We start from the raw sequence: 25,860 nt of genomic DNA, 5'->3' as shown, positions 1-25,860 counted from the left end.
TTACCTCTCGTATGCGACTTCCGCCCCACATCCTCGTGGTCAACGGCATCAAGGTCCGCAGGCCGGTCTTCCTGCTCGGTGCTCCGCACTCCGGCGCGGACCTGCTCGCCCGCGCCCTGAAACGCTCCCCCGGCTTCCACATCACGATGGGCCGGACGTCCGTCGCCCACGTGGTGTACGCCTTCGCCCGCAAGCCGTCGATCGGCCAGACGTCGGGAGCCGTACGCGTGCTGCGCGACGCGCTGGCCGAGTCGTGGCAGGTGCTGCCCCGCTCGTGCGGCCAGTGCGCCGAGGCGTGCAGGGAGGCGGGCGGCGTGACGAGCATGGGCCCGTGCGTGGCCACCAGCGAGGTGACCAGGTTCGGCGACGGCAGCCCCGACCTGCTCTACAGCGCGCCCGTGCTGCTGCGGGCCTTCCCCGACGCCCGGTTCGTGCAGCTGATCCGCGACGGCCGCGACGTGACCGCCGACATGCTCGACGACCCGGACTGCCTGGCCTGGTTCAAGCCGGTGATGCTGTCGGAGGAGACCGAGTTCCCCAACCCGTTCCTCGGCGTCAACCGCGACGAGCACCGCGACCGCTGGAAGGGCATGCCCGCCGCGGGCAAGAGCGCTCTGCGCTGGCGCAGCGCCGTACGGCTCAGCGCCACGCTGCGCAAGGAGCTGCCCGCCGACCAGCTCCTCACGCTGCGCTATGAGGATCTCGTGCAGCGGCCCGCGGAGCCGGTGGCGGCGCTCACGGAGTTCCTGGAGACGCGCGTCTCCAAGATCGGTTTGTACGCCCCGCGGGTCTCCGAGGTCGGCTCCTGGCGTACCCGCCTGCGGCCCGGCGACCTCACCCTGGTGGAGAAGGTCGCCAGGCAGGAGCTCACGCGACTGGGCTATCTGAAGCGCTGAACTGGGTGCGGTAGAGCTCGGCGTAGAGCCCGCCGCGTGCCAGCAGCTCTTCGTGGCGGCCCCGCTCGGCGATGCGGCCGTCCTGGACGACGAGGATCTCGTCGGCCTCCCTGATCGTCGACAGCCGGTGCGCGATCACCAGCGAAGTGCGGCCGGCCAGCGCGGTCTTCAGGGCCTGCTGCACGGCCGCCTCCGACTCCGAGTCCAGGTGCGCGGTGGCCTCGTCGAGCACCACCACGCGCGGCGCCTTCAGCAGCAGCCTGGCCAGCGCCAGCCGCTGCTTCTCGCCACCGGACAGCCGGTAGCCGCGGTCGCCGACGACGGTGTCCAGCCCATCGGGGAGCGCCTCGATGAGGTCACCTATCTGCGCGGCCCTGAGAGCGTCCCAGATCTCCTCATCGCTCGCCCCTGGCCTGGCGTAACGGAGGTTGGCCCCGATCGTGTCATGGAAGAGATGAGCGTCCTGCATGACCACGCCCACGGTGTCGCGCAGCGAGGCGAGCGTGGCCTCGCGCACGTCGAGCCCGTTGATCCGCACCGCGCCCTCGTTGACGTCGTAGAGCCGGGAGACCAGCGAGGTGATCGTGGTCTTGCCCGCCCCCGAGGGGCCGACCAGGGCGATGAGCCGGCCGGGCCCGGCCGTGAACGACACGCCGCGCAGCACCTGCTGGGACGGGCCCGTGTCCTGCCTGGCCACCGACTCCAGGGAGGCCAGCGACACCTCCTCGGCCGCCGGGTAGCGGAACTCGACGTCGTCGAACTCGATCGTCACCGGCCCGTCCGGCAGCGGCCGGGCGCCGGGCTTCTCCGACACCATGGGCTTGAGGTCGAGGATCTCGAAGACCCGGTCGAAGCTGACGAGCGCGGTCATCACGTCCACCTGCACGTTCGACAGCGAGGTGAGGGGTCCGTACAGCCGCATCAGCAGGGCGGCCAGGGCCACCAGGGTGCCCAGCTCGAAGGCGCCGCCGACGGCCAGCACGCCGCCGATGCCGTACACCAGCGCGGTGGCCAGCGCCGCGACCAGGCCGAGCGCGACCCGGAACACGGTGGCGTACATCCCGACCGTCACACCCACGTCGCGCACCCGGCCGGCGCGGGCGCTGTAGACGGCGGTGTCGTCCTCGGGGCGGCCGTAGAGCTTGGCCACCATCGCGCCCGCCACGTTGAACCGCTCGGTCGTGACCGAGCTCATCTCGGCGTCGAGCTGCATCTGCTCGCGGGTCAGCGCGGACATGCGCCGCCCGACCCACTTGGCGGGCACGATGAAGATCGGCAGCAGCACCAGCGCGACCACCGTCACCTGCCACGACAGCGCCAGCATCGCGCCCAGCACCAGGACCAGGCTGACCACGTTGCTGACCACCGAGGACAGCGTGCTGGTCACGGCGCGCTGGGCGCCGATCACGTCACTGTTGAGCCGGCTGACCAGCGCGCCGGTCTGCGCGCGCATGAAGAAGGCCACCGGCATGCGCTGCACGTGGTCGAACACCTCGGTGCGCAGGTCGTAGATCAGCCCTTCGCCGATGCGCGCGGAGAACCAGCGCTGCACGAGCGTGAGAGCCGCGTCCACCAGCGCGAGCGCGCCGATCGCCACGGCCAGGCCGACCACGACGCCACCGCGCCTGGGCAGGATGCCGTCGTCGATGATCGCCTTCATCAGCAGCGGATTGGCGATCACGATCACCGCGCCCGCCATCACCAGCAGCAGGAACGCGGTTATCTGCCCGGTGTAGGGCTTGGCGTAGCGCGCGATGCGCCGGACCGTGCCCGGCGTGAGCCGCTGCTTGGTCACGGAGCCGTCGCGCCGCAGGGACGCCCATACCTGGGGGCCGAAGCCCCCTCCCATCATCGCCATTCGGGGGTCCTCCTCCCCCGGCTCAGCACCCGGGAGCCCCGTGGGATTCCCGGGTCAGCTCAGCGCGAAACCCGGCGCGATCGAGTCAGCTCAACGCGACACCTCAGCGGCTCCCGAGCCGGCTCGACGCTCAGGCTCCGCCAAAGAGCGCTTTGAGGCGGCGTGCCTGCTCGACACCTTCCGCCACGCTCTGCTCCTCCAGGGTGCGCGCCCGCGCCCCCTGGAGGAGTCGCTTGGTCGCCGCCGCCGCGTCCCGGTTGGTCGACAGCAGCTCGGCGATCTTGTCTTGTACGGCTCGCGCCAGGTCATCCGCCGCGACCACGCGTTCGGCGAGGCCGATCCGCATGGCCTCCTCCGCCCCGATCGTCCTCGCGGTCAGGCAGATGTCGATCGCCTTGGCCAGCCCCACCAGCTCGACCAGTGGCTTGGTGCCGGTCAGATCGGGCACCAGCCCCAGTGCGGGCTCTTTCATGCAGAATTTGACGTCGTCGGCCACGATGCGCAGGTCACAGGCGAGCGCGAGCTGAAACCCCGCACCGATCGCGTGCCCCTGCACGGCCGCTATGGAGACGATCTCCGGTCGGCGGAACCACAGGAACCCTTGTTGGGCCTTCCTGATCTGCTGCTCGAACGCTGTGGTGTCGAGTTGTGCCGCCGAGCTGAACGAGCCCTGTCCGGGCACTCCCTCAGACGTGAACATTCGCAGGTCGATACCTGCCGAGAAGGACGGTCCCTCACCTTTCACGACGACGATGCGCACCTGCTCAGGCAGGTTGTCCCCGATGTCAGCCAGTGCCGCCCAGGTCGCGAACGTCTGTGCGTTTCGCTTACTGGGCCGATCCAGCGCGATCGTCGCGATCTCACCGTCCACCTCGAAGCGAAGTCCGATCTCCGCCAGCCTTTCGGCAGAGACTTCCTCCGTGTACCCCCCACGCTGTGGCGCCTGCGCTTCCGCCATCGCCCGCTCCCTCATTTGCCTTAGCCGTCGCGCCCGAGCCTACAGAATGTCATTCTGGGACTCGGGCGCGACGGCGGCTGACTTGGGACGAGCGGCTGCGGTCGCACGTTCCGAGGCGGCCGTCAGCGCTTGGACTTGCCTCGGGTCGCTCCTCCGCGCCCGCGCAGAGTCACACCGGACTCGCTCAGGATGCGGTGGATGAACCCGTAAGACCGACCGGTCGAAGCGGCCAGGGCGCGGATGCTCTCGCCCGCGGCGTAGCGCTTCTTGAGATCGCCGGCCAGTTTTTCACGATCGGCCCCGGTTACCCGGGTGCCCTTCTTCAGTGTCTCGGCCACGAGTACCTCCTGTAGTGCCGGACTTCCGCAGCGTTACTCCGCCATGATCAGTCATTTCAGCGGGATCGGCTACCTACTCCACGGGAAAAGATCCGTACCCACCCAAATTAAGATCAGGCAAGTGCCACAAGATCGGAAAATTCCTCGCTCCACGCGTCTTCAGTTCCGTCTGGTAGCAAGATCACCCTATCCGGTGACAAGGCGTCAACGGCACCCTCGTCATGGGTGACGAGCACGATCGCTCCTGAATATGACCTCAGAGCGTTCAGAACTTGCTCGCGGCTGACCGGATCTAGGTTGTTCGTGGGCTCATCGAGCAGAAGTACGTTCGCACTGGACAGGACCAGCATGGCCAGCGCCAGCCGGGTCTTCTCGCCGCCGGACAGCACGCCCGCCGGCTTGTCGGAGTCGTCGCCGGAGAACAGGAAGGAGCCGAGGACCTTGCGCAACTCGGTGTCGGTGAACTTGTCGCCGGCCGAGCGCATGTTCTCCAGCAGGGTGCGCTCGCCGTCGAGCGTCTCGTGCTCCTGGGCGTAATAGCCGATCTTCAGGCCGTGGCCGGGCCTGATCTCGCCGCTGTCGGGCGTTTCGACCCCGCCCAGCAGCCGCAGCAGCGTGGTCTTGCCCGCGCCGTTGAGCCCGAGGATCACGACCCGGTGACCTCGGTCGATGGCCACGTCGACGTCGGTGAAGACCTCGAGCGAGCCGTAGGACTTGGACAGGCCCGCGCCCGTGAGCGGGGTGCGCCCGCAGGGCAGGGGGTCGGGGAAGCGCAGCTTGGCGACCTTGTCGCTCTGGCGCTCCTCCTCCGTGCCGGCCAGCAGCCGGTGCGCGCGGCGCATCATGTCCTGGGCGGCCTTGGCCTTGGTGGCCTTGGCCCGCATCTTGTCGGCCTGCGACAGCAGGGCGCCCGCCTGCTTCTCGGCGTTGGCCCGCTCGCGCTTCCTGCGCTTCTCGTCGGTCTCGCGCTGCGCCAGATAGGCCTTCCAGCCGACGTTGTAGTGGTCGATCACACTGCGGTTGGCGTCGAGGTGCAGCACCTTGTTGACCGTCGCTTCAAGAAGACCCACGTCGTGGCTGATGATCACCAAGCCGCCCTGATGCGATCGCAAAAAATCACGAAGCCACCCGATTGAGTCCGCATCTAGGTGGTTTGTCGGCTCGTCAAGAAGGAGAGTTTCCGCTCCGCTGAAAAGAATGCGCGCCAATTCCACGCGCCTTCGCTGGCCGCCGGAAAGCGTTTCCAGTGGCTGCCCGAGCACCCGGTCGGGCAGGCCCAGACTGGAGGCGATGGAGGCGGCCTCGGACTCGGCCGCGTAGCCGCCGAGCACGTGCATCTGGTCCTCGAGCCGGCCGTACTGCTTGACGGCCTTGTCGCGGGTGCGCACGTCGGCGGAGGACATGCCGAGCTCGGCCTCGCGCAGCTTGCGCAGCACCTCGTCGAGCCCTCTGGCCGACAGGATGCGGTCGCGGGCGAGCACCTGCAGGTCACCGGTGCGCGGGTCCTGCGGCAGGTAGCCGACGGCGCCGCTGGTGGTGACGCTGCCGCTGGCGGGCATGCCCTCGCCGGCCAGCACCTTGGTCAGCGTGGTCTTGCCCGCGCCGTTGCGGCCGACGAGCCCGATCTTGTCGCCGGGATTGACCCGGAACGAGGCGTTCTCTATGAGTAGCCGCGCGCCCGCGCGCAGCTCGATGTCACTGGCGATGATCATGATTGACGGAACACTCCCGAGCTAGGGGTAAGAAGAGGTGGGCGTGGGGGGACGCCGGTCAATCGGGAGTGTGCATACAGATCAGTGTAGAGCCCCCGCCGGGAGCCCCACCTCTGCTTAATCCGCCGGCAGGTGGTCTCCGATCAGCGCGAGGTTCTGGATCGCGGCCAGGCCGTACTGGGCGGCGTCGTTGGTGGAGACGAACGGCGCTTCCAGCACATGCGCCAGGACGTGCGGCCCCTCGACCCGGGTCAGGCGCCAGTCCGGCTCGCGTTGCAGGGGGTTGCGGTTGAGCTGGTCGCCCTCGTCGAGGAAGAACTTGCGCCAGGCCAGGTCCGCCAGCTCGGCGTCGCCCGAGCGGGCCGCGGCGTACGCGGCGAGGCGGCTGTGCGCCTGCACGAGCGAGATGCCGCTCAGCGGCCGGCCCACCTCGGCGGCCTGCCGCTCGGGGGAGGCCAGGTAGAGCCGGCAGTAGTCCAGCCACGCCTGCTCGAACCCGGGGACGTCCAGGTCGAGCGCGATCAGCTCGGAGCACATCTCGGGCAGCCCGAAGACCGACGACAGGTGGGAGACGGAGATCTGGTCCCGCGAGGTGTCGAAGCGGCCCGTGGCCAGGTCGAGGCGGGCCTCGCCGGTCAGGAACCCGCGCGGCAGCGCCCCGATGCCGGCCATCGTGCCCAGCAGCCTGTCCTTGGCGTGCTCGTCGCCGTACCGCTCCCACCGGGTGAGCCAGGCCGCCGCGAGCGCGCCCCAGTCGGTGCCGAGCCCGACCGCCAGGGCGGCCGGATCGGGGGTGTAGACGTCCTCGCGCACCTTGCGCGTGGGGTCGATCACCAGGAACGTCTCCTCGGGCCTGGCCAGCTCGTCGAGCAGGTCGCCGGTGCGCTCGTCGGCGGTCAGGTAGTAGAACAGGCGCCGGTAGGCGGCGTTGGAGATGCGCAGCTGCTTGGCGCTGCAGCCCCAGTGCTGCACGTTGTGCCTGGTGCCCAGGCCCTTCCAGCGGCCGAGGTGATAGACGTCGACCTCGCCGGTGTGGCGGGTCATGGCCTCGGCGAAGCGGAAGACGTCGGCCCGTCCCGTGCGCAGGTACTGGTACCAGAGCCACAGGTCGGGCGAGAGCTCGGAGTTGTCCCAGGCATAGCCGCCGACGTCGTAGCGCCAGGTGTGCCGGTCGGCGTCATAGGTGTGCATGACGTCGCCGTAGTCCCAGAACCCGTACCACCTGCGCTGCTCCCGCTCGCGCCGGTAGAAGTCGAACAGCAGGTCCAGCCGGTCCTCGATCGCGGCATGGGCGGGCAGGGAGCGGTCCGGCAGCGCCCAGTCGCCGAACACGCCCGCCTCGCGGACGCGTTCCGGGGCGGCGGCCAGCAGCGCCGGCTCGTTCATCGCGTCCGCGTGCCCGGCCAGGGCCTCCGATGACGGCGTGGCGTCGTGGACGCGCAACGTGAGCTCGTGGGTACGCGCGATGCCCTGGGCATGGCCGAAGCCCGGCTCGTAGTCCTCGTAGGTGATCTCCAGGCCCTCCAGCTGCTCGGCGAAGGTGTCCTGGCCCATGCCGTCGTGGTAGAAGCGCAGGTCCATGGCGGGCGCGGAGGGCGACCAGAGCCAGACGGTCGCGGTGGCCAGGTCCGTGGCGGCGCCTCTGACGTCGAGCCGGGTGGGGTGCAGCCGCCAGAAGTCGCGCAGGCCGAAGCCGAGGCCGCCGCTCGCGCCGCCGAGGTAGCCGTACCCGGCCGAGCGGGTGCCCGACGGCACGCTCACCCAGGCGTGGCCGTCGGCGGTGCGTTTGCGCAGGGTGAAGCCGTCGGCCGAGGTCTGGTCGAGGGTGTAGTCGTTCCAGGCGGGGATGAGGTGCAGGCGGTTCGCCACCTCGGGGTTGCCGATCGGGCCACACGGCCTGCCCTCGGTCTGGGCCCGCCGTACGGCTTCCCCGGGGTCGCGGCGCAGCCCGGTCAGGCCGCGTACCGCCTCGGTGAGGAAGCCGTCCTGCCCGGCCAGCCGCACGTGGCGGTCGTGGAGCTCGTCGCGCATGACCACGTCGGCGCGCAGGCCGAGCCCGGCCAGGAAGTCGCGCTCCGGGTCGCCGTCCCAGACGAAGGTGTGCATGACGCGCACGTCCTCGGCGCCCGCGTAGAAGTACAGGCGGACGGTGAACGGCAGCCGGCCGCCGTGGTCTCCCGTCAGCCGGACCACGGCCCGGACGGGTCCGTCCTGCTCGACGGTGACCTCGCGGACGATGCCCGTGGCCTGCTCGCGGGTGACGGTGCCGCCCTCGTCCGGGGTGGGGCCGTCCTGGTGGAGGCTGACCAGGCGGACGTTCCTGGCGATCTCGCGGGAACCGTGGGAGACGGAGCGGGCCAGCGTGTCACCCGCCTCCTCGATCGTCCAGGTGACGGGTCCGGTGCTCACCCGCAGCACGCCGCCCTCACGGACAACGGTGACGGGCCGCTCCGGCACGCCACCAGGCTGCCCCGCCGCGAGTTCGTACGACGCGGCGGGCTGGGCCTGCGGCCCGATCGCGTGCGCCGACCACTTGACCGACCCGTCCGGCCAGGTGGCGCTCACCCAGCTCTGCACCGGCACCGCGCGGCCCTCGGGATCGGTGAGCGCGAACGGGGAGTCGCGCTCCACCGTGCCGCGCTCCCACGGCACCCCCCAGGTCACGCCCTGTTCCTTGGGCCGGTCGAGCCAGTTCAGCGTGGTCAACAGATCTCCTTGAGTCGCCCGGCGACGATCGCCGCCACCTCGTCGGCGCCGCGAAAGCAGAAGTGGGTGTCGTCGGCGACGCCGTCGGGATAGAGCGGGTGCTCGCCGGGCGCGAAATGGGTGAACAGGGCCTTGGAGCCCTCGGGTCCGAGCCGCTCGTACAGCTCAGTGGTCGCGACGGTCAGGTCGATCAGCGGCAAGCCCTCGGCCGCCGCCAGCTCGCGCACCTGGCCGGGATGGTCGCCATGCGTCGGCACCAGCCGATCGCCGTCGAACCTGCGCCGCTGCACCGGCGTACACAGCACCGGCAGCGCCCCCGCCCCACGCGCCTCCTCGGCGAAGACGCGAAGATTGTCGCGGTACGGCAGGTCAGGCTCCTTCTGATCGTTGTGCCCGAACTGGAGCACCACGACATCGCCGAGGGCGGCCTCCCGCAGGAGCGCCGCCCACAACCCCTCCGCCCGGTGGCTGGCCGTGGTGGCGCCACCCTTGGCGAAGTTCCGCACCGGGCCGCCGACATGGGCGCCGAGCTGCGCCCCCCAGCCCGACATCGGCGCCTCGAACGCCGGACAGGAGGCGACCGTCGAGTCACCGGCCAGCAGCACGGTCCGGGTCACTCCTTGACGCCTCCGATCAGCACGCCCTTGGCGAAGTGCTTCTGCAGGAACGGATAGAAGAACAGGATCGGCAGCGTCGCGATCACCACGACCGCGAACTTCAGCCCCTGCTCCGGCGGCACCCAGGTCCGGTCCATCTGGGCCAGGGCGTTCGCGGCGTCGTTGCTGGTGAGCTGCCGGACGAGGATCTGCAGCGTCCACTTGCTCGGGTCGCTGATGTACAGCAGCGGCGACATGTAGTCGTTCCAGATGGCCACCGCGTAGAACAGCGAGAACGTCGCGATGATCGGCTTGGACAGCGGTAGGACGATCTTGAAGAACACGCCCATCTCGTTGCAGCCGTCGATCCGCGCCGCCTCTTCCAGGGCCTGCGGGAGCTCCTGGAAGAAGCTCTTCACGATGATCAGGTAGAACGGGTTGATCGCCAGCGGCAGGATCAGCGCCCAGTAGCTGTCGAGCAGCCCCATGTCGCGCACCACCAGGTAGGTGGGGATCATGCCGCCGGAGAAGACCAGCGTGAAGATGATCAGGTTCAGGACCAGCGCCCGGCCCGGCAGGTACCTCTTGGCCAGCGGATAGGCCATGGTGAAGGTCAGCAGGAGCTGCACCACCGTGCCCACGGCCGTCACGACCACGGTCGTGAGCAGGGCGCGGATGAAGGTGTCGGTGGCGAAGATGTAGCGATAGGACTCGGTGACGAACTTCTCCGGCCACAGGAAGAACGGCCGCGAGGAGATCTCCGCCTCGCCCGCGAACGAGCCCGCCAGCACGTAGAGCAGCGGCAGGATCGTGATCAGCGCCACCCCGACGAGCAGCACGACGTTGAGCGTGTCGAAGACGCGGCTGCCGAGCGAGCTGTTGTTGTTGACCGGCGGCTTGGTCGCGCTCTTGGTGTTCTTGGTCTCTGTCATGGTCGACATGCCGGGGCTCCTTAGAACAATCCACGCTGGCCGAGGCGCTTGGCCAGCCAGTTGGAGCCGAAGATCAGGATGACACCGGCCACGCCCTTGAACAGGCCGACGGCGGTGGAGTAGCTGATGGCGCCCTGGGTGATGCCGACGTAGTAGACGTAGGTGTCGAACACGTCCGCCACCGAGCGGTTCAGCGAGGTGGTCATCAGCCAGATCTGCTCGAAACCGGAGTCGAGCAGGTTGCCGGAGGCGAGGATCGCCATGACGACGACGGTGGGGCGGATCGCGGGGAGCGTGACGTGCCAGAGTTGCCGGAAGCGTCCCGCGCCGTCCATGCGCGCCGCCTCGTACAGGTTCGGGTCCACGCCCGCCAGCGCGGCCAGGTAGAGGATCGTGCCCCAGCCGGTCTGCTTCCACAGCTGCTGCAGGATGATCAGCGGCCGGAACCAGTCCTCCTGCGCCATGTAGTCGATCTTCGAGGTGTCGCCGAGGATGTCACGGATCCACCCGGACAGCACGCCGAAGTCGGCCGCGAACAGCAGGTACGTCAGCGACGCGACGATGGTCCAGGACAGGAAGTGCGGGATGTAGATCAGCGACTGGACCGAGCGCTTGACGATGTTGATCCGCAGCTCGTTCAGCAGCAGCGCCACCACGATCGGCGCGGGGAAGACGAAGACGACGTGCAGCAGCGCCAGGAACATCGTGTTGAACATCAGCCGGCCGAAGTCCGGGCCGGCGAACAGCTCCTCGAAGTGCTTGAACCCCACCCACGGGCTGCCGGAGTAGCCGAGGAACGGCAGGAAGTCCTGGAAGGCGATCGTCACGCCGTACATCGGCAGATACTTGAAGATCGCGAAGTAGGCGACGCCCGGAAGCAGCATCAGATAGAGCCAGCGATAACGCATCAGCGCCGTGCGGAACGGCACTTTGTCGGCCCTACGCTTCTTGGCCTTGGGTGCCGCCTTCACGGGAGGCGGCGCCAGGTCGGTGGCCACAGCGGCCCCTTTCCTCATCAGAAATCCGCCGAGCGGCCCGCCTCTGCGGTCCTGGGGAGGCGGGCCGGTGGGCAGATCTCGTGTCAGCGGTGAGGGGCCCGGGCGCGGCCCGGACCCCTCAGGCGGGGTCTACTTGGGGAGCTTCGAGACCAGGTCGTTGACCTCGGCGGCCACCTGCGTGCCACCCGAGTCGTACCAGCGCTTGATCTCGGCCTTCAGCTGGTCCTCGGTGAAGGTGCCCGACAGGTACTTGATGCGGGCGTCCGGGATGATCGTGTCGAGCTGCGCGCCCTTCGAGACGGCGGTGGGCGAGACCACGGGCAGAGCCACGTTGTGCACGGCCGTCTTGAGGTCCTCCGCCGTCAGCTCCTTCTGCAGCGCGAGCATCTTCTTGTACGGCTCTCCGGACGGCACGCGCTGGTAGGCGATGCCGCCGATGTCGTTCATTCCCTTGGTGCTGAGCTGGGTGAAGGCGTCGTCCACGTTGTCCTGGACGGTCTTGACCGCGGGGTCGTCCTCGTTGATCAGCGCGGCGGTGTCGCCGTTCTCGACCTTGAAGTTGCGGCCCTCGATGCCGTTCTGGAGCAGGACCTGGCCCTCCTTGGTGGCCAGCTTGTCCAGCACCTTCAGCACGTTGTCCAGGTCGGCCTCGGTCCGCACGCTCTGCTTGGAGATGGCCAGGACGTCGTTGTAGCCGGTGAACGGGTAGGAGAACTTCTGGCCGTCGGAGCGCTTGAGGTTGCCGACCATGGTGACCTTGTCACCGTAGTTCTGCGGGTCGTCCTCCTTGAACAGGTCGAGGACCTGCCGGGAGCGGACATTGACGTCGATGATCATGCCGCCCTTGTTCTGGTGGAACGGCTCGTTCCACTTGGCGGCGTCGAGGGTGGCGAAGTCGGGGTTGACCATGCCGCCGTCGACCATCTTCTTCAGCCACCGGTTCGCCTCGAGGAACTCGGGGGTGTCGAAGCCCGGCACGATCTTGCCGTTGCGCTCGCCCCAGCCGTTCGGGGCGCCGAACCAGGTCTCGATCACGTCATACGGGCTGGCGGTGGCGTAGTTGCCCGGCCACTTCGGGATGACGAGACCGTAGGTGTCGTTCTTGCCGTTGCCGTCCGGGTCCTTCTCGGTGAACGCCTTGGCGACCTCGTACAGGTCGTCGACCGTCTTGGGCTCTTCCAGGCCGAGCTTCTTCAGCCAGTCCTTGCGGATCACGATCGCCGAGCGCAGCAGCGGGCGCATCCGGTAGAAGCCGTAGGTCTTGCCGTTGATCGAGGAGTTGAGCGCCGTCCGCGCGTCGGCGGGCTTCAGGTTCGGGTACTTGTCTATCTTGTCGGTCAGATCCCAGAAAGCACCGGCTTGGGCGGACTTGACGAACGCCGGCATATGCGGGTCCACGTCCACGACCTGCGGGATGTTGTCCGAGGCGAGCATGACGTTGAGCTTGTCGGCGTACTCGGCGTTGGGGACCCACGTGACCTGGAGCTTCTTGCCGAGGAACTTCTCGACCGCCTGCTGCATCTCGCCCTTGGGATCGGGCGCCGTGCCGAACAGCCGCGTCATGAAGGTGATCGTGCCGGCGTCGGTCTGGGGCGCGGCACCACCGGAGCAGGCGGAAGCGGCGAGAGCAGCCGTTAGCGTTACCGCACCGGCGATGAGCCGGCGGCGACGGGGTGCGCTCATGAGTTACCTTTCGAATGCAGGCGCGTCTCGTTCTCCGCGAAGAAACGCAGACAGAGCCACGTGTTGAGGTGAATCCACGCCCCGAAGCTGATCACCGGCGCGAGGATGGGCGCCGCCGAGGTCGCGTAGGCGATGGCTAGAAGCGCTAGCAGCAGGAGCACGGACGATGCCGGACGCATGAGCGCTAGCTGTGACGCCTTGGGCCAGTAGGCCCACAGCGGCAGGTCGTAGTGCGCGTAGAGCGGTCCTAGGTAGGCCCCCACACCAGCCAGTGCGATGAGGGCCACGAAGGTCGCGATCCGCAATGCTCCCGAACCGGGTCCGAGAGCGGAGAAGTACAGGTAGTTGCCCACCAGGATGGTGCCGAGCACCGCCGCCGGCAGGACCAGCAGCGAGGCGCGGACGAACTCCCGCCGGTAGACGGTCCAGAATTCCGGCCAAGCCTGAAACGATTCACCCTGGCCGTGCCGCCGGGCCAGCGTGTAGGCGGCGACGGTGGCGGGCCCGAGCCCGAGGATCACGCCACCCAGGAGGGTGAACACGATCCAGAGGAGGTTCAGCCGGGCCGCCCAGATGAGCTCTGAGCAGGCAGCCTGAATCCTGATCGACGTGGCGGGATGGTTCATCCGGCACCACCTTCTCGTGGCGTGTGCGCGGACACGGGGGTGGAGTGTTGCGCCGCCGTTCCTAGTCCGTTTCGTACGGGTGAACGGCGGTTGGTGCGAAATTAGTGTTGAATCGACTCAATGTCAATGATGTGAAACCCGCAGATTCGCATACTCCCCGATCATCGGGGCCATCTGCCGGAATCCGATCTTGCCGCCGCGCAGCGCTGGACCGCCGGTGCTCCCGTCGTCCGTCCAGCGGAACGAGACCACATCGTTGATCGAGAAGGTGATCTCACCGCCCAGGACGTCCAGGCGCACGGCGTACGGCCCGACGGCGTCCAGCGCCGCCGGCAGCGGGTCGGCACCCTGCGTGACCAGGTGAAACCCGTGACTCTTGCGCAGGTTGCAGGTGTGCAGAGCGCGCTCTGACGGCCACATCCGCCGGAAATAGGACACGTGGTAGGCGTCGATGTCGCCGTGGTGATACTGCTCGTACGGCCCGTCGCGCGGCGCGAGGCCCGGGTCGAACAGATCCTCACCACCCCGGCCGCGGGCATGGAAGAACATGATGCACAGCCCCGGCTCCCTGACCGGCCAGAAGTCCCACTCGATCCGTACGTCGGCGGGCAGGTCCTCGGGGCACCACAGCACCACGTTGGCCGCCTGCCCGTCGGCGGGCGGTCTGAGGCTCTCCAGCCGCATCCGCCCCATCGGGAACGTGGTCGCCCCGTCCCCCTCCAGCCGGAATCCCGCCAGGTCGTCGGGGCCGGCGAGCGGGTTGCGGTAGATCTCCGTCAAGGTGGACTCCTGTGCAGGTCGCTGGACTGCCGGACCACCAGGTCCGGCTGGAAGATGACCTGCCGGTGCCGGTGCAGCTCCGGCTCCGCCACCTCCTCCAGCAGCAGGTCGATGGCGGTACGCCCGAGCAGCTCGCGCGGCTGGCCGACCGACGACAGCGGCACGGTCGCCGCCGCGGCGAAGTCGATGTCGTCGTAGCCGACGATCGCCATGTCGTGCGGCACCCGCAGTCCGTGCGCGGCCATGGCCTGCAGGAATCCCAGGGCGAGCAGGTCGTTGGCGCAGAAGGCGGCCGTCGGCCGCTCCTCGACGGGCAGCGCCGCCACGCGCTCGCCCGCGGTCCGCCCGTGGGCCACGCTCAGCGCGGGCATGAACCAGGCGACCAGCTCGACCCCGCCACCCGGCCCGCCGCCGGGCTCGACTCCCCCGCCGGGCTCGGTGTCCCGCGCCTCGGAGACGGCGCTCGTGATCCCTAAATGCCGGTCCCCCACCTGCTTGATCGACCGCGGCCCGCCGACGAACAGGATCTTGCGGTGTCCCCGCTCGATCAGGTGGACCCCGGCGATATGGCCGCCGAGCCGGTCGTCGACCGCCACCGAGCACTGGAGCCCGGCGGCCGCGCTGTCGACGAGCACCACGGGCGTGCCCCTGGCGGCGAGCTCCGCCAGTCTCGGGCTGCTCGCGTCGACCGGTGTGATCAGTATGCCCATGACCCGCTGCTGTTCGAGCTGGTCGAGATGGCGCAGCTCGCGGGCCGGGTCGGCGGCGCTGTTGCACAGCACCACCATCGTGTCGTGCTCGTCCGCCAGGGCGTCGGCGCCCTGCGCGACGTCGGCGAAGAACGGGTTGGCCACGTCGAGCACGATCAGGCCGACCGTGCGGCTGCGGCCGACCCGCAGGTGGCGGGCCACCTCGTTGCGGACGAAGCCCAGCTCGCGGATCGCGTCGAAGACGCGCTTACGCGTGGCGGGGGAGACGATCTCGGGGCGGTTGAGCACGTTGCTCACAGTGCCCACGGAGACGCGTGCCCGCTGCGCGACCTCCTTGATGTTCGTGGTCGACATTGATCCTCACGAGGCCGCTCCAACGTTGAACGCGGCTTATCATAGCCTTACTCATGATCTTTTTGAATCGACTCAAGACACCGATCTTCCGGCGAGCATACACTCACGGTCAGTGCTCCTCCGACGGGCGTTGCTCTCAGGGGTCACCGCTGACGATGTCGCCTACGATTCATCGCCCGTAGCGGGTGGGTCCACCACGCGGATGCGTACCGCGCGGAACAGCGCGGGCGTGTCCTTGAGTACGGCCAGCTTCGGGTCGGGGACGACGAGGAACGGCTCCGTCTCTAGTGCCAGCAGGCCGGCCAGACGCCGGTCGGCGCGCAGCGCGTCCACGGCCCGGCGATCGCCGCCGAGCACGACCGCGTCCAGCTCGCCCAGGCACGGCGACAGGACGCGCACCACGGTCTCGGCCGCCGCCTCGAAGGCCTGATCCGCCTGGTTCTGGCGGCGTCTGGCGAAGCGCTGCTGCGACCACCCGCCCGCCGCGGTACGCCCCTGGACCAGGCGAGACCCGACCTTGGACACCACCAGCCGCGACCCGTGGAACATGCCGGTCGCGTAGCCGCCCATCCGTACCAGGATCACCCCCACACGCCGATCGGCCCGCGCGTGGGTGACGAGCCTGGTCACGTACGGTGGCCCGAGCGGCAGGGGCGGGAAGGGCACGTGCAGCTCCGCCAGCGCCCCGTCGGCGGCCACCAGGCGCACGACCTCCTCGTCACCGGCGGCCTCGAACGGGCCGTGCCGGTCGGCGAAGCCGTCGATCCACGGGTGCACGCGCTCGGGCACCACGGACACCCATCGCCCGCCACCCTTCGCCGGTCGCGCACTCATGCCGGAAGGGTAACTGACCGGAGACCGCGCCCACGCTTCCCCTGGGGTCGGGAACTCAGGGAAAGATATAAGTGAAGGCCGACCAGTGGGCCCGGCCCGGCCTGTACCCGCCTCGCCGCATCGACTACGTGCTGAGCGCCTGGCCGCGGGCGGGCGGCGCGGGCCATCCGGTGCGCTGCGAGGTGGTGGGCGACGGGCCTGAACCCGCCTCCGACCACTACGCGGTCCCGGCCGAGCTGCGCTATTAGCGCCTCAGAGCCACCCCTGGGACTTGGCGCGCTGGACCGCCTCGATGCGGTTGCGGGCGTGGGTCTTCTGGATGGCCGACGACAGGTAGTTGCGTACGGTGCCCTCCGACAGGTGCAGGTGCCGGGCGATGTCGCCGATGGTCGAGCCGTCCACCGCGGCGGCCAGCACGTCCCGCTCGCGCGCCGACAGCGGATTGGGCCCCGCGCTGAGCGCCGCCGCCGCCAGGCCCGGGTCGATGACCCGCTCCCCCGCGTGCACGCGCCTGATCGCCGCCGCCAGCTCCCGGGCCGGGCTGTCCTTGACCAGGAAGGCCGCCGCCCCCGCCTCCATGGCGGTCCGCAGGTAACCGGGACGGCCGAACGTGGTCAGGATCATCACCCGGCAGCCGGGCACCTGTGAGGTGATCTTGGCACTCGCGCTGAGGCCGTCCATGACCGGCATCTCGATGTCGAGCAGCGCGATGTCCGGCAGTTGCCGGAGCGCGACGGACACGGCCGCCTCGCCGTCGGCCGCCTCGCCGACGACCTCGATGTCGGGCTCCAGGCCGAGCAGCGACGCCAGGGCGCCGCGTACCATGGCCTGGTCTTCGGCCAGGATCACCCGGATCACGCCGCCGCTCCCACGGGGACCAGCACCCGCAGCCGGAAGCCCGCCTTGGCTCCCGGGCCCGCCTCGACGTTCCCGCCCACTTCGCGCACCCGCTCGGTCAGCCCCTGTAAACCGCTGCCGAGCCGGAGCGGCTCCTCGGCCTGCCCGTCGTCCATGATCTCCAGGATGGCCTGTTCGCCGTCGTACGTCACCTCGATCCGGCAGCAACTCGCCCGCGCGTGCCGTACGACGTTGGTGGTGCCCTCGCGTACCGCCCAGCCGAACAGGCCGTCGAGCAGGCCGGGCAGCGGCGTGCCCGAGACCCGTACCAGCGGCTCCACGCCCGCCGCCCGCAGCACGGCCCTGGCGTTGTCCAGCTCTTCCGGCAGGCTGCGCTGCCGGTAGCCGGTGACGGCCTCGCGCACCTCCGTCAGCGCCTTCCTGGCGACGGTCTCGATGTCCTGGATCTCCTGGCGCACCTTCGGGGAGTCCTCGGCCAGTCGCCCGGCCAGCTCGCTCTTGAGCACGATCAGCGACAGGCTGTGGCCGAGCAGGTCGTGCAGGTCGCGGGCGATGCGCAGCCGCTCGTCCGCCGCGGCGAGCCGGGCCACCTCGCTCTGCGCCTCGCGAAGTTGCACGGCCAGCAGCCTGGTGTTGCGTACGCCGATGAACAGCGCGCCCAGCGTGACCACCTCCATCCCCAGGATGAGGAGGGTGGTGCTGTCGGAGTGGTGCAGCAGCCCGCAGCCGACGACGACCGCCAGCATTCCGGCGATGCCGATGGCCGCCCGCCGGGGCGGCAGGATCATGGCGAAGAGCACCGTGACGTATATGGGCAGGGCCAGCCAGCCGCCGCCGAAGACCAACGCGCCGACCACCGCCTGCGCCGTGGTGAGGGTGAGCAGCGGGTACGTCGACCGCGACCGCTCCGTCATGCTGCGCGGGCTCATGACGGTCGCCAGGTACGAGATCACGAACGCGATCAGCGACAGCCACGCCCAGACGGCCTTGGCTCCGTGGAACTCCCCGCTCAGGATCTCCCCCACCAGGAGGATCAGGTAGACCATGCCGAAGGAGATCCCGTACAGCCGCCGGTAGCGGGACGAGGTCTCACCCGTCCCGCCGAAGGTGAACCGGTTCGTCCAGCTCATGCCCGAACAGTAGCCCGCCGGTAGGCGTAGGCGGCGGCGCCGCCGAGCACGATCCCCCACGCCACCACGATCAGCGCGTCCGACATGGACACGCCGTGGCCCGCGATCACGCTCCAGCCGAGGCTGGCGTAGTGGTAGGAGGGCATGAAGCCGGCGATGGTCCGCATCGTGCCGCCGATGGCGTCGATGGGAAACCAGAGGCCGCCGAGCAGCGACAGGGTGAACATACAGATCATCGCGGCGGGCTGGGCGGCGTCGGCGCTCAGCAGGGACCCGATGAACAACCCGAGCGCGATGAACGGGATCGCCCCCACCCACAGCGACAGCAGCAGCGCCACCCACTGACCGGCGGGCATCGACACGCCCTGCTGCAGCACGGCCGCCACGCTGACCAGCAGCAGGGACGGCAGCACGAGGACCAGCGCGGCGCCGAGCTTGGTGACGATGATCGCCCAGCTCGGCAGCGGGGTGATCTGCAGCTGACGCAGCCAGCCGGACTGGCGTTCCTGCGCCCAGGGCACGGCCGAGCTCATCATGGACGAGGCGAGCGCGCCGTAGGCGGCCATCGACACCAGCAGGTAGGTGCTCATCCGCACGCCGGCCGAGTCCGTCTGGGTGCCGTAGATGTTGGCGTTGATCAGGTAGAAAACGACGGGGAACAGCACCACGAAGATGATGTACCGGCGGTTGCGCAGCATCCGCAGCGCCTCGGTCTTGGCGTAGTACAGCATCAGGACTCCCTGGTGAGGGCGAGGAAGGCGTCCTCTAGGTCGGCGCCGGTGAGGTGGAGGCCGCGCACGTCGAGCGTGGTGCCCCGGTAGAGCCCGGCGAGGGTCGCGTCGGCGTCGGAGGTACGCAGCGTGGCCGTGCCCGCGGCGATCTCGACCGCCGTGACGCCGGGCAGCAGGTCGAGCCCGGCCGCGGGCTGCTCGCCGAGGGTGAAGCGGACGACCTGCCCGCCGACGCTCGCCTTGATCCGGGCGGCGGTGTCGTCGGCCACCACCTTGCCCCTGGCGATGACGATCACCCGGTCGGAGTGCTCGTCGGCCTCCTCCAGGTAGTGCGTGGCGAACAGCACGGTCCGGCCGCCCGCCGCGTACGCGCGCATGCTCTCCCAGAACCGCAGCCGCGACTCCACGTCCATGGCCGCGGTCGGCTCGTCCAGCAGCAGCGCCTTGGGCGCGCCCGCGATCGCCAGGGCGAACCTGACACGCTGGGACTGGCCGCCCGACAGCTTGTTCGCGCGCCGGTTCACCAGGTCGGTGAGGTCGGCCAGCTTGAGGATCTCCTCCAGGTCCAGCGGCTGGGGATACAGCCTGCGGACCAGGTCGATGAGCTCCTTGACCGTCAGCTCGGGGATGAGCTGGCCGCTCTGCAGCATGGCGCCCATCTGGCCGGCGGCGACGGCCTGGCGGGGGGTGCGGCCGTACACGCTGACCGTCCCCCTGGAGGGGCGCAGCAGGCCGAGCAGCATGTTGATGGAGGTCGACTTGCCGGCGCCGTTGGGGCCGAGCAGGGCCACGGTCTTGCCGGGCTCTATCGCCAGGGACACATCATCGACGGCAAGGACGTCCCCGTAGTCCTTGCTGACGTGGTCGAACACGATGGCGTTCATGGCATCAACGCTAGGACGGTGGATCTTGCCCGGTTAGTGCGTTCCCTCCGGGGTTGGCGGTGACATTTGTCAGGCGACGCGCCGCACCAGGCCCGTGTCGAGGCTGTAGTAGGCGCCGACCACGGTGGCCTTGCCGGATAACAGGGTGTCGGCTCTCAGCACCGACACCGTCCGTACGATGTGCGCGTGGACCATGTCGTCAACTTCACCGCTGGAACCGGTGTAGACGGGTTCGAGGGCGGCGACGATGCTGGGCAGCTCTCCGGGCAGAGTCTCCCGCTCGCGCAGCGCCCTGGCCGCAGCGGTGACGGCGCCGCAGCGCTGGTGTCCCAGGACGACGACGAGGCTGGCGCGTAAGTCCTGCGGGCCGTACTGGACCGCCGCGGTGACGAGCCGGTCGACGGTGTGCGCCGCCGTACGGACGACGAGCAGATCGCCCAGCCCGGCGTCGAAGACGACCTCGGGCGGCACCCGCGAGTCGATGCACGACAGCACCACCGCGTAGGGAGACTGCCCCGCCGCCACCTGCCTCCTGCGGACGGGGTCCTGGCGGGGGCGGCGGGACGCGCCCGCCGCCCAGCGCCGGTTGCCGCGCTGCAACGCCGCCCAGGCCTGCAGGGCGGCGTCATCACAGAACGGGACATAACTACAAGCAAGCGTTTCGTCACCCACAGCTAGGTGATTCCCGGACGGGACATCACCTAGCGGACAGATCTCAGAGGCGGCAGGCGTAGATGTCGGTGGCCAGGATGGCCCTTGCCCCGATCTCCCAGAGCTGGTCCATCACCTGCTGGTGCCCGCGCCGCCGGACCATCACCCGGACGGCGACCCAGCCCTCGCGGTGCAGCGGCGAGACCGTGGGCCCCTCCATACCGGGCGTGAGCGCGATGGCCTCCTCGATCCGCTCGGCGCGGATGTCGTAGTCCATCATCACGAAGTCGCGGGCGTGCACGACGCCCTGCAGGCGGCGGACGAGCTGCTCGATGCCGGCGTCCGCGCCGTTGCCCTGCTGCCTGATCAGCACGGCCTCGGAGCGCATGATCGGCTCGCCGAACACCTCCAGGCCGACGTTGCGCAGCGTGGTGCCGGTCTCCACGACGTCGGCGACCGCGTCGGCCACGCCCAGCCTGATGGCGGTCTCGACCGCGCCGTCGAGCTTGATGACGCGGGCGTCGACGCCCGACTCCGACAGGTATTTGCCGAGCACCCCGGCGTAGGAGGTGGCGATGCGCAGGCCGTCGAGGTCCTTGACCGACGTCATGGCACCCGCCCTGGCGGCCAGCCGGAAGGTGGAGCCGCCGAAGCCCAGCGGCATGATCTCCTCGACGGGGGCGCCGGAGTCGACGCGCATGTCCCGGCCGGTGATGCCGGCGTCGAGAGTGCCCTCGCCGACGTAGACCGCGATGTCGCGCGGGCGCAGGAAGAACAGCTCGCAACCGTTGTCCTCGTCGAGGACGACGAGCTCCTTGCTGTCCTTGCGGGACCGGTAACCGGCCTCCTTGAGCATGGTCTGGGCGGCCTCACTGAGCGCGCCCTTGTTGGGTACGGCCAGACGCAACATGTCCGTGGTGTCCTTGATGTCTCGCGGGCTGTTAGGTGTACGGGCTGACGGGCGCGGGCGCCCTAGAGATGCTTGTACACCTCGTCCAGCCCGATGCCCTTGGCGAGCATGAGCACCTGCACGTGGTAGAGCAGCTGGGAGATCTCCTCGGCGGCTCGGTCACTCGACTCGTGCTCGGCGGCCATCCAGCTCTCGGCGGCCTCCTCGACGACCTTCTTGCCGATGGCATGGACGCCGGCGTCAAGCGCGGCCACGGTGCCCGAACCCGCGGGTCGGGTGCGTGCCTTCTCTGACAGCTCGGCGAACAGCTCTTCGAAGGTCTTCATGATCTCTCTCGTCGGTCGGCTGGCATGCGTGACAAGCCTAGTCTGCGCGCGCGGGTCAACGGGCCCCCGTCCGCCACGCGAGACCGGGCCGCACGCCTAAAGCGCTGTTGACTATCACTTCTTACTCATCTACTGTCACACCGGCTAAATCAATTGTTTGGAGCAATTTTTAACGATTTATGGAGACTTAGTGTCGACGGAAAGTCCCTTTCCGCATTCGCTCCGTGTCCTACTAAAACCGGAAATACTCCGGAATCCAGCACCCGTCTACGCCGCCTGGCGGGAAACGGAACCGTTCTTCTGGTATGGCGAACTCGGCACCTGGGTGCTCACCCGGTATGCCGACTGCGCGGCCGTACTCAAAGGGCTGGACCGTTTCACCTCCGACTGGCGGCGGCTCGGCGAGCGGACGCCCGCCGAGCTGGTCATGTTGCAGACCGTCGATCCGCCCGACCACCCGCCCGTGCGGCGGCTGCTCACCGCCGCCTACCGCGCCCAGGACCACACGGCCCTGGCTGGACGCACCGAGCAGCGCGTACGGCGGCGCCTGGCGGCGCTGGCGGGCACCGAGTTCGACTTCGTCCACCGGCTGGCCATCCCGCTGACGGTGGAGACGATCTGTGAGGTGCTGGGCGTGGATCCCCCGGATCTCGACTGGCTCAACTCCGTTTCCCCGCCCGTCATCGACACCATGGACGGCGGTCTGCGCCCCGAGGTGATACCGGCGGGCCTGGCCGCGCGGGCCGAACTCGACGCGTTAATGGAACGCTGGATGGTCGAGCATCGCCCGGACGGCATGTTCGCATATATCAGTAAAAAGCTGCCAAGCGCCAGTGCCGACCGCCGTCTGGTGCTGAATTCGCTCCGCTCCACCTTCCACGCCGGCTTCGAATCCTCGGCCCGGCTGCTGACGCTCTCCCTCCTCGCCCTGACTGACAATCCCGGCAGCCTCCTCGAATTCTCCAAAAATCCCGATTTAGCGGTTGAAGAGTTGATTCGCTATACCAGCCAGGTCCAGGTGCTCGCCCGCGGCTGCCTGACCGACACCGAAGTCGGCGGCCGGAAGGTCCGCAAGGGAGAGGGCGTGACCCTGATCATCGGGGCCGCCAACCGCGACCCCGCCGCCTTCTCCGACCCCGACGCCCTTCGACTGGACCGTACCCCCAACCCCCACCTCGGCTTCGGCCGCGGCCTGCACGCCTGTTTGGGGGCCGGTATCGCCGCCATGCAGACCAGGGCGCTGTTCACGGAACTCGCCCGCGGCCACCCGGCCGTCAGGCCGCGCGCCGAGCCGGTGATGTGGGACAGCGGCACCCTGCGCGGGGTACGGACGCTGCCCGTCGAGCTGGGGAGGTGACCAGACATGCGATACGCCTACTGACCGACGGTCGCCGTGGTCCGGGCAGGCCACGGCGACCGACACTTCACCTGGGGGAACTCGATGAACCAGCCGACGCCCACCCGCGCCCGGTACCGGGACGCACTGGCCGTGCCCGAGTTCCGGGCGATCTTCCTGTCGCATGTGGTCTGCATGCTGGGCACGATCGTGACCCAGTTCGCCCTCACCGTGCTGGTCTACCGCCAGACCGGCTCGCCCTTCCTGGCCGCGCTGGTGTTCACCGTGGCGTTCGTCCCCTACCTGTTCGGCGGGGTACTGCTGTCGGCCCTGGCCGACCGGGTGGCGATCCGGCCCCTGCTGGTGGGCTGCAACCTCACGACGGCCGCGCTGGCCGCGGCCATGGCGCTGCCCGGCTCGCCCGTGGGCGTCGTGCTGGCGCTGGCGTTCGGGATGGGGCTGGTGGCCCCGGTCTTCGCGGGCGCGCGGGCCGCGGTGCTGCCGCGCGTCCTCGACGGCGAGGTCTACATCGCCGGCCGCAGCCTGTTCCGGCTGGTGGCGCAGGCCGCGCAGGTGGGCGGGTTCGCGCTCGGCGGGCTGCTGCTCATCGCGCTGACCCCGCGCGCCGCCCTCCTGCTCAACACGGGCGCCTTCCTGGTGTCGGCGGCGCTGCTCGCCATGGGGGTCAAGGCCCGTCCCGCCGCCGCCTCGGCCCGGTCGCTCTCGCTCGTACGCGACTCACTGGCGGGGCTCGGGCGGGTCTTCCGGCTGGTACCGCTGCGCCGCGTCCTGGTGTTCGGCTGGGCCGTACCCGCCATCGGGGTGACACCCGAGGCGCTGGCGGCCCCGTACGCCCAGCTGGCCGGGTTCGGGACGGTGGGGCTGGGGCTGCTCATGTCGGCCCTGCCGGTCGGCACGGTCCTGGGTGAGGTGCTGTGCCTGTGGCTCCCCTCGCCCGCCCGCCGGCTGCGGCTGATCGTGCCGCTGGCGCTGCTGATGTTCCTGCCGCAACTCGCCTTCGGCCTGCGTCCCGGACTGCCGCTCGCGGTCGGGCTGCTGGTGCTGTCGGGCATGGGTCTGGCGCACCACCTGGGGCTGGACCAGCTGCTCATGGACGCGGCCCCGGAGGAGGTGGTGGGCAGGGCGCTGAGCATCCAGACGGCTGGGCTGATGTTCTGGCAGGGCATCGGCTTCGCCGTAGCGGGCTCGGCCGCCCAACTGCTCGCCCCGCCGGTGGTCATCACGGTGGCCGCGGTGGCCGGCCTCGCCCTGGTACCACTGCTCCGACCCCGCCAGCACTCCCAAGGGCCCAGCCACGACGGACCGTGACCACTTGACCTTGCCGTAGCGTCAACGTGTCCAATAGGGCCCATGAGGATCGGCGAGCTTGCCACGCTGGCGGGGGTTTCCACCCGGACCGTACGTCACTACCACCACCTGAACCTTCTCCCCGAACCCGAACGGCTCGCCAACGGCTACCGGGAGTACCGACTGCGAGACGCCGTGGCCCTCACCCGCGTACGCAGGCTGGCCGAGCTGGGCATGTCCCTGGACGAGATCCGCGACGTCCTGGCCGACGACCAGGGCCGCGAGCTGCGGGAAGTACTCCTGGAGCTGGACGCCGACCTGGCCCGGCAGCAGGAGACGATCGGCGCCAGACGCGACCGGCTGGCCGCGCTGCTGGCGGAGACGGACCTGCATCCCGACTCGACGGTGTCGCCGGACATGGCGACGGTCCTGCGCGTTCTCTCCGTCGAGGGCTCGAAGTTCGCGGAAATGGACCGGGAGCTGCTGGCTCTGATGGACACCGTGGCCGACCCCGCCGACCGGGCCGGGTTCGTCGATCTGTTCCGCCCGCTCACCGAGCCCGAGGCGGCCGCCCGGGGACACGCCCTCTACGCGCGGCTGGACGAGCTCGCCGACGCCGACCCCGGCGACCCCCGCGTCACCACGCTCGCCGCCGACCTCGTCGCGCACTTTCCGGACGAGATGGTGACGGCGATGCTCGCGAACCTGGACGCGGCGCCCGATCACCTGCGCCCGCCCACCACCGAGAACGCGGATGGCGACCACTGGCTGACGACGATGTACGCGGAGATGTCCGCCGCCCAGGCCGAGGTGTTCCGGCTGGTCATGGTCATGCTGAAGGAGCGAGGGTGATGGTGCGGATCGCGCGCGCCGTGCTGTTCGCCATGGTGCCCATGGAGCTGCTGCTCGCCGTCCTGCTCGTGTCCGGCGTGCCGCTGCCCCGCCCACTGCTCGCGGCAGCCGAGGCGGCCGTCGTCGCGGTGCTCGTCCTGGAGGCGGCGACCCTGTACCGGCTGTTCGGCGCCGAGCGCCGAGGCGGCGCGGACCGGCGGACGGCGTTACGGGCGGCCTGTGGGCGGCTGGTCCCCGATCAGGTGCGGCGGATCATGGGGTTCGACGTGAAGGGCATGGTCAGCCTCGCGCTGTGGGTCGCGCGGCGCCGCCACGGTGTGCCGTACGGCGCCACCGCCCTGTCCTACTCCCGCGCGCAGACCACCACGATGATGATCTTCCTGTTCGCGATGGTCGTGGAGCTGATAGTCGCGGAGATCCTGCTGCGGGCGTTCGGCGCGCCGGTCGGCCTGCGCGCCGTCTTCCTCGTGGCCGACGCCTATACGGTCCTGATCGTGCTCGCGGCCATCGCGGCCTCAGTCACCCGGCCCCACGTCGTCTCCGCCGACGAGGTACGCATCCGCTACGGCGCGTTCTTCGACCTGCGCGTCCCGCGCGAGCGGATCGCCCAGGTACGCCAGGTCCGCAACTTCAACGAGAACGGCATGATCAAGGTGGAGGGCGACCGGCTGGCCGTGGCAGTGGCCTCCCAGACCAACCTGATCCTCGAACTGACCGAACCGATCACCGCCGTCCGCCCCCTCGGCCGCCGCGCCGAGGCCCGGGTGATCCGCTTCTTCGCCGACGATCCCGGCGCCGCGATCTACGCGCTGCGACCCCGCCGGGAACACGTACCCGACTCCTGAGCAGAAAACGGCGCTGCCCGCCGTACCCCCGATGAAGGGGTACGGCGG

At 69.6% G+C, this 25,860-nt stretch carries 26 protein-coding genes; 6 read left to right on the top strand and 20 right to left on the bottom strand.

Features of this window, described 5'->3' with window-relative positions; translation table 11 throughout:
- Positions 1-11: 11 nt before the first annotated feature.
- Positions 12-896: a sulfotransferase gene (locus AB0B61_RS43460; RefSeq protein ID WP_358445431.1), complete on the top strand. Its 885-nt coding sequence runs from the start codon at positions 12-14 to the stop codon at positions 894-896.
- Here the strand turns inward: AB0B61_RS43460 and AB0B61_RS43455 are convergent.
- From AB0B61_RS43455 to AB0B61_RS43395, 13 genes are all read right to left on the bottom strand, one after another.
- Positions 868-2,754 (bottom strand): ABC transporter ATP-binding protein, encoded by a 1,887-nt coding sequence (locus tag AB0B61_RS43455; RefSeq protein ID WP_358445429.1) that lies wholly within the window; start codon positions 2,752-2,754, stop codon positions 868-870. The two genes, AB0B61_RS43460 and AB0B61_RS43455, sit on opposite strands and share 29 nt — an antisense overlap.
- Positions 2,755-2,884: 130 nt before the next feature.
- Positions 2,885-3,712, bottom strand: a complete 828-nt coding sequence (locus AB0B61_RS43450; RefSeq protein WP_358445427.1) for an enoyl-CoA hydratase/isomerase family protein — start codon at positions 3,710-3,712, stop codon at positions 2,885-2,887.
- A 122-nt stretch (positions 3,713-3,834) separates the two neighbouring features.
- Entirely contained in the window at positions 3,835-4,050 is a 216-nt protein-coding gene (locus AB0B61_RS43445; RefSeq protein ID WP_020547488.1) for a helix-turn-helix domain-containing protein, read from the bottom strand.
- 113 nt (positions 4,051-4,163) lie between these two features.
- Positions 4,164-5,762 carry an ABC-F family ATP-binding cassette domain-containing protein gene (locus AB0B61_RS43440; RefSeq protein WP_358445425.1) on the bottom strand — a complete coding sequence of 533 codons (1,599 nt, stop codon included), beginning with the start codon at positions 5,760-5,762 and terminating at the stop codon, positions 4,164-4,166.
- A gap of 117 nt (positions 5,763-5,879) precedes the next feature.
- Positions 5,880-8,468, bottom strand: coding sequence for a Tat pathway signal sequence domain protein (locus AB0B61_RS43435; RefSeq protein ID WP_358445422.1), 2,589 nt, complete (start codon positions 8,466-8,468; stop codon positions 5,880-5,882).
- Positions 8,465-9,085, bottom strand: coding sequence for a rhamnogalacturonan acetylesterase (locus AB0B61_RS43430; RefSeq protein ID WP_358445419.1), 621 nt, complete (start codon positions 9,083-9,085; stop codon positions 8,465-8,467). The genes AB0B61_RS43435 and AB0B61_RS43430 overlap by 4 nt, the downstream gene beginning before the upstream one ends.
- A complete protein-coding gene (locus AB0B61_RS43425) occupies positions 9,082-10,005 on the bottom strand; it encodes a carbohydrate ABC transporter permease (protein ID WP_358445417.1) in 924 nt (307 codons plus the stop codon). The genes AB0B61_RS43430 and AB0B61_RS43425 overlap by 4 nt, the downstream gene beginning before the upstream one ends.
- An 11-nt stretch (positions 10,006-10,016) precedes the next feature.
- Positions 10,017-10,994: an ABC transporter permease subunit gene (locus AB0B61_RS43420; protein WP_358445414.1), complete on the bottom strand. Its 978-nt coding sequence runs from the start codon at positions 10,992-10,994 to the stop codon at positions 10,017-10,019.
- Between the two features lie 129 nt (positions 10,995-11,123).
- Positions 11,124-12,677 (bottom strand): extracellular solute-binding protein, encoded by a 1,554-nt coding sequence (locus AB0B61_RS43415; RefSeq protein WP_358445411.1) that lies wholly within the window; start codon positions 12,675-12,677, stop codon positions 11,124-11,126.
- Complete coding sequence (locus tag AB0B61_RS43410) at positions 12,674-13,303, bottom strand: DUF624 domain-containing protein (RefSeq protein ID WP_358445408.1); 630 nt, start codon at positions 13,301-13,303, stop codon at positions 12,674-12,676. Before AB0B61_RS43410 ends, AB0B61_RS43415 begins: the two co-directional genes overlap by 4 nt.
- A gap of 123 nt (positions 13,304-13,426) precedes the next feature.
- Entirely contained in the window at positions 13,427-14,083 is a 657-nt protein-coding gene (locus AB0B61_RS43405) for a DUF1961 family protein (RefSeq protein ID WP_358445406.1), read from the bottom strand.
- The gene (locus AB0B61_RS43400) at positions 14,080-15,147 is read right to left on the bottom strand and encodes a LacI family DNA-binding transcriptional regulator (protein ID WP_358445403.1); all 1,068 of its coding nucleotides are present in this window, start codon (positions 15,145-15,147) and stop codon (positions 14,080-14,082) included. Before AB0B61_RS43400 ends, AB0B61_RS43405 begins: the two co-directional genes overlap by 4 nt.
- 162 nt (positions 15,148-15,309) lie before the next feature.
- Positions 15,310-15,981: an acVLRF1 family peptidyl-tRNA hydrolase gene (locus tag AB0B61_RS43395; protein WP_357958486.1), complete on the bottom strand. Its 672-nt coding sequence runs from the start codon at positions 15,979-15,981 to the stop codon at positions 15,310-15,312.
- 71 nt (positions 15,982-16,052) lie between these two features.
- On the opposite strand from AB0B61_RS43395, the gene AB0B61_RS43390 reads away from it, so the two are divergent.
- The gene (locus AB0B61_RS43390) at positions 16,053-16,229 is read left to right on the top strand and encodes a hypothetical protein (RefSeq protein WP_358445400.1); all 177 of its coding nucleotides are present in this window, start codon (positions 16,053-16,055) and stop codon (positions 16,227-16,229) included.
- A 4-nt stretch (positions 16,230-16,233) separates the two neighbouring features.
- On the opposite strand, the gene AB0B61_RS43385 is transcribed toward AB0B61_RS43390, so the two are convergent.
- From AB0B61_RS43385 to AB0B61_RS43355, 7 genes are all read right to left on the bottom strand, one after another.
- Positions 16,234-16,839, bottom strand: a complete 606-nt coding sequence (locus AB0B61_RS43385) for a response regulator transcription factor (RefSeq protein ID WP_358445397.1) — start codon at positions 16,837-16,839, stop codon at positions 16,234-16,236.
- The gene (locus AB0B61_RS43380; protein WP_358445394.1) at positions 16,836-17,969 is read right to left on the bottom strand and encodes a sensor histidine kinase; all 1,134 of its coding nucleotides are present in this window, start codon (positions 17,967-17,969) and stop codon (positions 16,836-16,838) included. Before AB0B61_RS43380 ends, AB0B61_RS43385 begins: the two co-directional genes overlap by 4 nt.
- Complete coding sequence (locus AB0B61_RS43375) at positions 17,966-18,700, bottom strand: ABC transporter permease (protein WP_358445392.1); 735 nt, start codon at positions 18,698-18,700, stop codon at positions 17,966-17,968. The genes AB0B61_RS43380 and AB0B61_RS43375 overlap by 4 nt, the downstream gene beginning before the upstream one ends.
- The gene (locus AB0B61_RS43370) at positions 18,700-19,584 is read right to left on the bottom strand and encodes an ABC transporter ATP-binding protein (protein WP_358445389.1); all 885 of its coding nucleotides are present in this window, start codon (positions 19,582-19,584) and stop codon (positions 18,700-18,702) included. The genes AB0B61_RS43375 and AB0B61_RS43370 overlap by 1 nt, the downstream gene beginning before the upstream one ends.
- 69 nt (positions 19,585-19,653) lie before the next feature.
- Entirely contained in the window at positions 19,654-20,256 is a 603-nt protein-coding gene (locus tag AB0B61_RS43365; protein ID WP_358445386.1) for a carbonic anhydrase, read from the bottom strand.
- Between the two features lie 43 nt (positions 20,257-20,299).
- Positions 20,300-21,145 carry an ATP phosphoribosyltransferase gene (gene hisG, locus AB0B61_RS43360; RefSeq protein WP_358445383.1) on the bottom strand — a complete coding sequence of 282 codons (846 nt, stop codon included), beginning with the start codon at positions 21,143-21,145 and terminating at the stop codon, positions 20,300-20,302.
- A gap of 62 nt (positions 21,146-21,207) precedes the next feature.
- Positions 21,208-21,471: a phosphoribosyl-ATP diphosphatase gene (locus AB0B61_RS43355; protein ID WP_214636287.1), complete on the bottom strand. Its 264-nt coding sequence runs from the start codon at positions 21,469-21,471 to the stop codon at positions 21,208-21,210.
- A 190-nt stretch (positions 21,472-21,661) separates the two neighbouring features.
- On the opposite strand from AB0B61_RS43355, the gene AB0B61_RS43350 reads away from it, so the two are divergent.
- The 4 genes from AB0B61_RS43350 to AB0B61_RS43335 all read left to right on the top strand — a co-directional run bounded on the left by AB0B61_RS43350 (position 21,662) and on the right by AB0B61_RS43335 (position 25,812).
- A complete protein-coding gene (locus AB0B61_RS43350; RefSeq protein ID WP_358445380.1) occupies positions 21,662-22,828 on the top strand; it encodes a cytochrome P450 in 1,167 nt (388 codons plus the stop codon).
- Between the two features lie 84 nt (positions 22,829-22,912).
- The gene (locus AB0B61_RS43345) at positions 22,913-24,136 is read left to right on the top strand and encodes an MFS transporter (RefSeq protein ID WP_358445377.1); all 1,224 of its coding nucleotides are present in this window, start codon (positions 22,913-22,915) and stop codon (positions 24,134-24,136) included.
- Between the two features lie 42 nt (positions 24,137-24,178).
- The gene (locus tag AB0B61_RS43340) at positions 24,179-24,967 is read left to right on the top strand and encodes a MerR family transcriptional regulator (protein ID WP_358445374.1); all 789 of its coding nucleotides are present in this window, start codon (positions 24,179-24,181) and stop codon (positions 24,965-24,967) included.
- Entirely contained in the window at positions 24,967-25,812 is an 846-nt protein-coding gene (locus tag AB0B61_RS43335) for a hypothetical protein (protein WP_358445371.1), read from the top strand. The genes AB0B61_RS43340 and AB0B61_RS43335 overlap by 1 nt, the downstream gene beginning before the upstream one ends.
- Positions 25,813-25,860 lie beyond the last annotated feature (48 nt).

This window comes from Nonomuraea sp. NPDC049158, from assembly GCF_040648335.1.
Classification (GTDB): Bacteria; Actinomycetota; Actinomycetes; order Streptosporangiales; family Streptosporangiaceae; genus Nonomuraea.
The sequence above is the reverse complement of the archived record's forward strand: the minus strand, read 5'-3'. Positions and strand labels throughout refer to the sequence as shown.

What these genes read in the sequence shown, in the direction of transcription:
- AB0B61_RS43460 (WP_358445431.1), top strand. Translation starts at nt 12, where the DNA reads ATGCGACTTCCGCCCCACATCCTCGTGGTCAACGGCATCAAGGTCCGC.
- AB0B61_RS43455 (WP_358445429.1), bottom strand. Translation starts at nt 2,754, where the DNA reads ATGGCGATGATGGGAGGGGGCTTCGGCCCCCAGGTATGGGCGTCCCTG.
- AB0B61_RS43450 (WP_358445427.1), bottom strand. Translation starts at nt 3,712, where the DNA reads ATGGCGGAAGCGCAGGCGCCACAGCGTGGGGGGTACACGGAGGAAGTC.
- AB0B61_RS43440 (WP_358445425.1), bottom strand. Translation starts at nt 5,762, where the DNA reads ATGATCATCGCCAGTGACATCGAGCTGCGCGCGGGCGCGCGGCTACTC.
- AB0B61_RS43425 (WP_358445417.1), bottom strand. Translation starts at nt 10,005, where the DNA reads ATGTCGACCATGACAGAGACCAAGAACACCAAGAGCGCGACCAAGCCG.
- AB0B61_RS43415 (WP_358445411.1), bottom strand. Translation starts at nt 12,677, where the DNA reads ATGAGCGCACCCCGTCGCCGCCGGCTCATCGCCGGTGCGGTAACGCTA.
- AB0B61_RS43410 (WP_358445408.1), bottom strand. Translation starts at nt 13,303, where the DNA reads ATGAACCATCCCGCCACGTCGATCAGGATTCAGGCTGCCTGCTCAGAG.
- AB0B61_RS43400 (WP_358445403.1), bottom strand. Translation starts at nt 15,147, where the DNA reads ATGTCGACCACGAACATCAAGGAGGTCGCGCAGCGGGCACGCGTCTCC.
- AB0B61_RS43395 (WP_357958486.1), bottom strand. Translation starts at nt 15,981, where the DNA reads ATGAGTGCGCGACCGGCGAAGGGTGGCGGGCGATGGGTGTCCGTGGTG.
- AB0B61_RS43380 (WP_358445394.1), bottom strand. Translation starts at nt 17,969, where the DNA reads ATGAGCTGGACGAACCGGTTCACCTTCGGCGGGACGGGTGAGACCTCG.
- AB0B61_RS43375 (WP_358445392.1), bottom strand. Translation starts at nt 18,700, where the DNA reads ATGCTGTACTACGCCAAGACCGAGGCGCTGCGGATGCTGCGCAACCGC.
- AB0B61_RS43370 (WP_358445389.1), bottom strand. Translation starts at nt 19,584, where the DNA reads ATGAACGCCATCGTGTTCGACCACGTCAGCAAGGACTACGGGGACGTC.
- hisG (WP_358445383.1), bottom strand. Translation starts at nt 21,145, where the DNA reads ATGTTGCGTCTGGCCGTACCCAACAAGGGCGCGCTCAGTGAGGCCGCC.
- AB0B61_RS43355 (WP_214636287.1), bottom strand. Translation starts at nt 21,471, where the DNA reads ATGAAGACCTTCGAAGAGCTGTTCGCCGAGCTGTCAGAGAAGGCACGC.
- AB0B61_RS43345 (WP_358445377.1), top strand. Translation starts at nt 22,913, where the DNA reads ATGAACCAGCCGACGCCCACCCGCGCCCGGTACCGGGACGCACTGGCC.
- AB0B61_RS43340 (WP_358445374.1), top strand. Translation starts at nt 24,179, where the DNA reads ATGAGGATCGGCGAGCTTGCCACGCTGGCGGGGGTTTCCACCCGGACC.
- AB0B61_RS43335 (WP_358445371.1), top strand. Translation starts at nt 24,967, where the DNA reads ATGGTGCGGATCGCGCGCGCCGTGCTGTTCGCCATGGTGCCCATGGAG.